Origin of the sequence: Pseudomonas sp. A-1 (genome assembly GCF_004801855.1) — a bacterium.
Classification (GTDB): Bacteria; Pseudomonadota; Gammaproteobacteria; order Pseudomonadales; family Pseudomonadaceae; genus Geopseudomonas.
In genome coordinates this window covers 1-5,335 of sequence record NZ_SSTC01000150.1, presented here as the reverse complement: position 1 = coordinate 5,335, position 5,335 = coordinate 1, and the positions used below count along the sequence as shown (strand labels likewise).

General features: G+C 67.7%; 7 protein-coding genes. All 7 read left to right on the top strand.

Annotated features, from left to right (window positions below; all coding sequences use genetic code 11):
• Positions 1-873, top strand: an 873-nt coding sequence (locus E5198_RS20190) for a flagellar hook-length control protein FliK (RefSeq protein ID WP_136491708.1), incomplete at its 5' end; no start/stop codon positions are given.
• Positions 863-1,141 (top strand): EscU/YscU/HrcU family type III secretion system export apparatus switch protein, encoded by a 279-nt coding sequence (locus E5198_RS20185; RefSeq protein ID WP_136491707.1) that lies wholly within the window; start codon positions 863-865, stop codon positions 1,139-1,141. The genes E5198_RS20190 and E5198_RS20185, both read left to right, overlap by 11 nt.
• 378 nt (positions 1,142-1,519) lie before the next feature.
• Positions 1,520-1,843 (top strand): flagellar transcriptional regulator FlhD, encoded by a 324-nt coding sequence (gene flhD, locus E5198_RS20180; RefSeq protein ID WP_136491706.1) that lies wholly within the window; start codon positions 1,520-1,522, stop codon positions 1,841-1,843.
• A gap of 11 nt (positions 1,844-1,854) precedes the next feature.
• A complete protein-coding gene (gene flhC / locus E5198_RS20175; protein WP_136491705.1) occupies positions 1,855-2,454 on the top strand; it encodes a flagellar transcriptional regulator FlhC in 600 nt (199 codons plus the stop codon).
• A 165-nt stretch (positions 2,455-2,619) separates the two neighbouring features.
• Complete coding sequence (motA, locus tag E5198_RS20170) at positions 2,620-3,501, top strand: flagellar motor stator protein MotA (RefSeq protein WP_136491704.1); 882 nt, start codon at positions 2,620-2,622, stop codon at positions 3,499-3,501.
• Positions 3,498-4,397 carry a flagellar motor protein MotB gene (motB, locus tag E5198_RS20165; protein WP_136491703.1) on the top strand — a complete coding sequence of 300 codons (900 nt, stop codon included), beginning with the start codon at positions 3,498-3,500 and terminating at the stop codon, positions 4,395-4,397. Before motA ends, motB begins: the two co-directional genes overlap by 4 nt.
• Before the next feature lie 8 nt (positions 4,398-4,405).
• Positions 4,406-5,335 (top strand): Hpt domain-containing protein (locus E5198_RS20160; RefSeq protein WP_178084105.1); only part of this gene is annotated, 930 nt, incomplete at its 3' end.

The following is a 5,335-nucleotide window of genomic DNA, read 5'->3' as shown; positions in this document are numbered from 1 at the left end:
GCCGAGGTCGCGCCGCCCGCCCAGCCGCAGCCCTCGACCACCACCTCGTTCAGCGCCGCGGCGCGGCTGATCGGCGACCTGCTGCAGCGTTTTCCGGCACCGCCGGCGGTCATCGCTCCCGCCGGCCCGCTGCTGGCCGCGGCGCCGGCCGGGCCGCAGTCCGCTGCGCTGGTCGCCGGGCAGTTGCAGCAGAGCATCCAGTCCAGCGGGCTGTTCTACGAGGCGCATGTGGCGCGCTGGTCGCGCGGCGAGCTGCCGCTCGAGGCGTTGCGCCAGGAGCCGCAGATGCGGGCGGTCCCGGTGTCTGCTTCGCCGGCTGCGGTGCAGGCGGCGCCATTGGCGCAGGAGTCGCCCGGCGAGCCGGTGCCTGCGGCGTCCGCCGAGCGTCTGTCGTCGGTCGAGCCGGGATCGCCCGCTGCAGATGAAAGGCTGGCGAACGCCAGGCATGACGGCGGGGATGCCGGCGAGGCGCAGCTGCCGCTGCTGCGCCAGCAGCTGGAGATGCTGGCGCAGCCGCAGGTGCGCTGGGAGGGCAATGTCTGGGCTGGCGTGTTCATGGCGCTGAGCATCCAGCCGCCGCCGGCGGAGGCGCAGGCGGAGAGTGGCGGCGAAGGCGAGGGTGAAACTTCAGCCGGGCAGGGCGCATGGCAGGTGCGCCTGGCCCTGCGCCTGGAAGGGCATGGCGAGCTGGAGGTGGCGATCAGCCTGCAGGGCGAGCGGCTGGCGCTGACCCTGCAGACCGAGTCGGCCAGCCTGCGCGGCTATTTCGCGCAGACTCGCGGAGTGCTGGAGGAGCGCCTGGCCGGCCATGGTTTCAGCGAGGTGCGCTTGCACCTGATCGAGCGTGAGGCGGAGGTGGGCGATGGCGGATGAGCGTTCCCATGTGCGGCGGCGCCAGGCGCTGGCGCTGGCCTACCGTGACGGCGAGGAGGCGCCGCGGCTGGTGGCCAAGGGCTATGGCGAGGTGGCCGAGCGGATCATCGCCGAGGCGCGCCGGCATGGCGTGCCGATCCACGATTCGCCCGAGCTGGTCGGCCTGCTGATGCAGGTGGACCTCGATGCGCGGATTCCGCCGCAGCTGTATCAGGTGGTCGGTGAGCTGCTGGCCTGGGCGGGCGGGCTGCAGGCGCTGCAAGAATAGCGCCATATCGTTGATTCAGGTCAAGGGTGTGTGGGGTCGGCGCCGGCCTTTAACAACTGTATAGGTTTTATGCAAGTGTTTTTTTGGCGCCAATTTGCCATTTTTGGGGCGTTTTGCCCGATCTTGTGAGAAGTGCTCTCAGTCGTAGTCCTCATGTGTCCTTTAGTGGTGCTATCAGGTTCACATTTTTGCGTGGTAGCATGCCGGCGTCGGCGGAACTTGGGCGTCAGGCAAGTGTCGCCGATCCTTCATCCATGCACAGCCGGAGTCCAATGCCAAGAGTGGCGCCAAAAGCGCTGTCACGGTTGTGTACAACTATTAGCTTGAGTCGCTAGGCGGCGTGCAGCCTTGATGACGTATGAAATTCAAGGGATTTCCATGAGTGTCGATAGCCTGCTGGATGATATCCAGGAGCTGAATCTTTCCTATCTGTTGCTGGCGCAGAAGCTGCTGCGGGAGGATCCGGTCACGGCGCAGTTTCGTCTTAAGCTCAGCCCCCAGACTGCCGAACTGATCGGCGGACTTTCGGCCAAGCAGCTCATGCAGCTGTCCCGCACCCGTCAGCTGCTGTGCCGCATGGTGCTGGACGATGCCGACCAGTTGGCGCAGTTGACCCAGAGCCAGCGCGAGCAGGATCTGGGGCGGATTCATGCCGCCCTGCTGATGGCTTCGGTGGCGCCAGCGGTTGCATCTGCAGGCTGAGTGAGTCCGTCATGAGCGAAAAGAGTCTGCTCAACGAGATGCAGCAGGTGCAGCTGGCGATCGATCTGATCGAGCTGGGGGCACGGCTGCAGGTGCTCGAAACGGAGACGGACCTCAGCCGTGGGCGGCTGATTCGCCTGTACAAGGAAGTGCGCGGCGTTTCGCCGCCGAAAGGCATGTTGCCGTTCTCTACCGACTGGTTCGTGACCTGGTTGCCGAACATCCATTCCTCGCTGTTCTACAACATCTACGAGAGCCTGGTGCTCAGCCATGGCTGCGAGCGCATGGAGGCCTTCGTCAAGGCCTATCGCCTGTATCTCGAGCATGTCGAGCTGGCCGAGGACAGCGAGGTGGTGCTCGGGCTGACCCGGGCCTGGACCCTCGTGCGTTTCTTCGAAAGCGAGATGCTCGAACTGGTGCGCTGTACCAGTTGCAGCGGTCGCTTCGTGGCCCATGCCCATGCGCCCAAGCGTGGTTATGTCTGCGGGATCTGCCAGCCTCCTTCGCGCGCCGGCAAGACGCGCAAGCACCGCGAGGCCAGTCTGGAAGCCTCCGCCAATGCCGGTGACGCCGGCTTCGGCGATGCGCCGCTGGCGGTCGCCGGCGGCTGATGCCCTCTCCGGGGCGCCCGTTCGTGGCGCCCCGGCTGGTCTGCCCATCCTCGCGTTGTCGTACCTGCGCCGTTCGGCGCTCCGCGCATTGCCGCCCTCAAGTTTCGCCCGCGACTGCCGATAGCACTCAGGTCATCTCCTGATCTGACCCAAGGAAGTGTTGTCGTGCTGATCGTGATCGGATTCGCCGTGGTACTCATCTCCGTGTTCGGTGGCTATGTGTTGTCAGGCGGCAGTCTCGGCCCGCTGTATCAGCCCACCGAAGTGCTGATCATCTGCGGCGCGGCGCTGGGCGCCTTCCTCGCTGCCAACCACGGCAAGGCGATCAAGAGCACCTTCAAGGCCGCCTCCACCCTCAAGCGCAGCCTCAAGTACGACAAGGCGATGTACATGGAGGTGCTGGCCCTGCAGTACAAGCTGCTGGCCAAGGCCCGCCGCGACGGCATGCTGTCGATCGAGCGCGACATCGACAGTCCGGCCGAAAGTGCGCTGTTCGCCGAGCATCCGCAGCTGCTCGAGGACACCATGATCATGCACTTCCTCACCGACTACCTGCGCCTGATGGTCAGCGGCAACATGAGCGCCCACGAGATCGACGAGCTGATGCTCCACGAGATCGAGTCGTTCGAGCACGAGGCGCACCTGCCGGCCGACGCGCTGACCAAGGTCAGCGACGGCCTGCCGGCCTTCGGCATCGTCGCCGCGGTGATGGGTGTGGTGAAGACCCTGAGTTCCGCCGCCGGCGCGCCGCCGGACGAGATGGGCATGATGATCGCCCACGCCCTGGTCGGCACCTTCCTCGGCATCCTGCTGGCCTACGGCTTCGTCGCCCCGCTGGCCAGCCGCATCGGCCGCCAGGTGTCCGAGGCGGTGAAGATGCTGCAGTGCCTGCGCGTGACCCTGCTGGCCAGCATCAACGGCTACCCGCCGCAGATCGCCGTGGAGTTCGGCCGCAAGGCGCTGGATACCGTCGAGCGGCCGACCGCCGCCGAGCTGGAGGAGCACGTGCGCAACCACAAGCCGGCGGCCGCGGCAGGTAGCGCATGAGCGACCACGACCGCCCGATCATCATCGTCCGCCGCAAGAAGGTCAGCCATGGCCATCACGGCGGCGCCTGGAAGATCGCCTTCGCCGACTTCATGACCGCCATGATGGCGTTCTTCCTGGTCATGTGGATCCTCGCCTCCTCGGACGACAAGACCCGCCAGGCGGTGGCGGAGTACTTCAGCACGCCGCTGCTGGTGGCCATGGCCGGCGGCGACAAGCCCACCGCCAGCGACAGCGCGATTCCCGGCGGCGGCCCCGACCCGACCCATGCCGAAGGCGAGCAGATGCGCATCGACCTGCGCGAGAGGACGCGCAGCAGCGACGAGCAGGCGCGCCTGCAGGACCTCAAGCAGCGCATCGAGAAGGTGATCGAGAGCGATGCGGCGCTGCGCGAGCTGCGCGAGCAGATCCGCCTCGAGCTGACTCCCGAGGGGCTGCGCATCCAGCTGGTGGATACCGAGTCGCGACCGATGTTCGAGGTCGGCAGCGCGCGGGTCGCCCCCTACCTGCGCAGCCTGCTGAGGACCATCGCGCCGATGCTCAACGAGCTGCCCAACAGTATCCAGATCACCGGCCATACCGACAGCCGGCCCTATCCGGGCGGCGAGGCCGGCTACGGCAACTGGGAGCTGTCCAGCGAGCGGGCCAACGCCTCGCGGCGCGAGCTGGTGGCTGGCGGCCTGGCCCTCGACAAGCTGCTGCGGGTGGCCGGCATGGCCGACCGCGTGCCCTTCGCCGGTGCCGCCCCGCAGGATCCGATGAACCGGCGCATCGCGGTGATCGTCCTCGACTCGCGCACCGCCGCGGCGATCCTGGAGCAGAGTTCCTTTACCCCGGAAACCGTGCCGACGCCCGACGTCGCGCCCGCTTCCGGCACCACCCCCACGCCCGAGTGAGAGCCTGCATGGATATCACCGAATTCTACGCCACCTTCTTCGAAGAGGCCGCGGAGCTGCTGGACGACATGGAGCGCCATCTGCTGGAGCTGGATATCGACGATCCGGACCCCGAGCAGCTCAACGCCATCTTCCGCGCGGCGCACTCGATCAAGGGCGGCGCCGGCACCTTCGGCTTCGATGTGCTGCAGAAGACCACCCACATCTTCGAAAACCTGCTCGACCACCTGCGCCGCGGCGAGCTGAAGCTGCGCCGCGACATCGTCGACCTGTTCCTGGAAACCAAGGACATGCTGCACGACCAGCTGGACGCCTACCGACACAACGCCGAGCCGGATGCCGAGGCCTTCGCGCGCATCTGCCAGACCCTGCAGCAGCTGGCGCTCGAGGAGATCGGCCACGCCCCGGCCGCTGCCGCGGCCATCCCGGCGTCTGCCCCGGCGCCTGCTCCGGCGCCGGTGATCGAGCCGGAGCCGGTCGCGCCGGTCGTCGCGCCCCAGGCCGACGCCGCGGAGGGCGGTCAGGCGCGTCTGTGCGTGGCGCTGCTGGGCGTCAAGGACAAGGATCGCCAGCTGCTGGTCGACGAGCTCAAGCAGTTCGGCACCATCGTCTGTCAGGGGGGCGACCAGCAGCGCTACGAGGTGGAGCTGCTGTCCGAGGAGGATCCCGGCGACATCGAGGCGGTGATGTGCTTCATCGTCGAGCCCGAGCAGCTGGAGATCTGCGTGCTCGGCATCGGTGATGAGCCGGCGGCCAGTGGCGGGCTGGAGCCGATCGCCCAGCTGGTGGCGGCCTTCGCGCCCGAGGCCGCTGTCGCGGCGGCAGCCCGGACGCCCGAGCCTGCACCCGTCGCCGTCAAGACCCCGGCGCCGGCAGCTCCGGCGGCACCTGCACCGGCTCCTGCACCGGCCGTGCAACCGCCCGCGGCGGTCGCCCCG

Coding starts and splice junctions, on each gene's coding strand:
- E5198_RS20185 (WP_136491707.1), top strand. CDS start 863: ATGGCGGATGAGCGTTCCCATGTGCGGCGGCGCCAGGCGCTGGCGCTG.
- flhD (WP_136491706.1), top strand. CDS start 1,520: ATGAGTGTCGATAGCCTGCTGGATGATATCCAGGAGCTGAATCTTTCC.
- flhC (WP_136491705.1), top strand. CDS start 1,855: ATGAGCGAAAAGAGTCTGCTCAACGAGATGCAGCAGGTGCAGCTGGCG.
- motB (WP_136491703.1), top strand. CDS start 3,498: ATGAGCGACCACGACCGCCCGATCATCATCGTCCGCCGCAAGAAGGTC.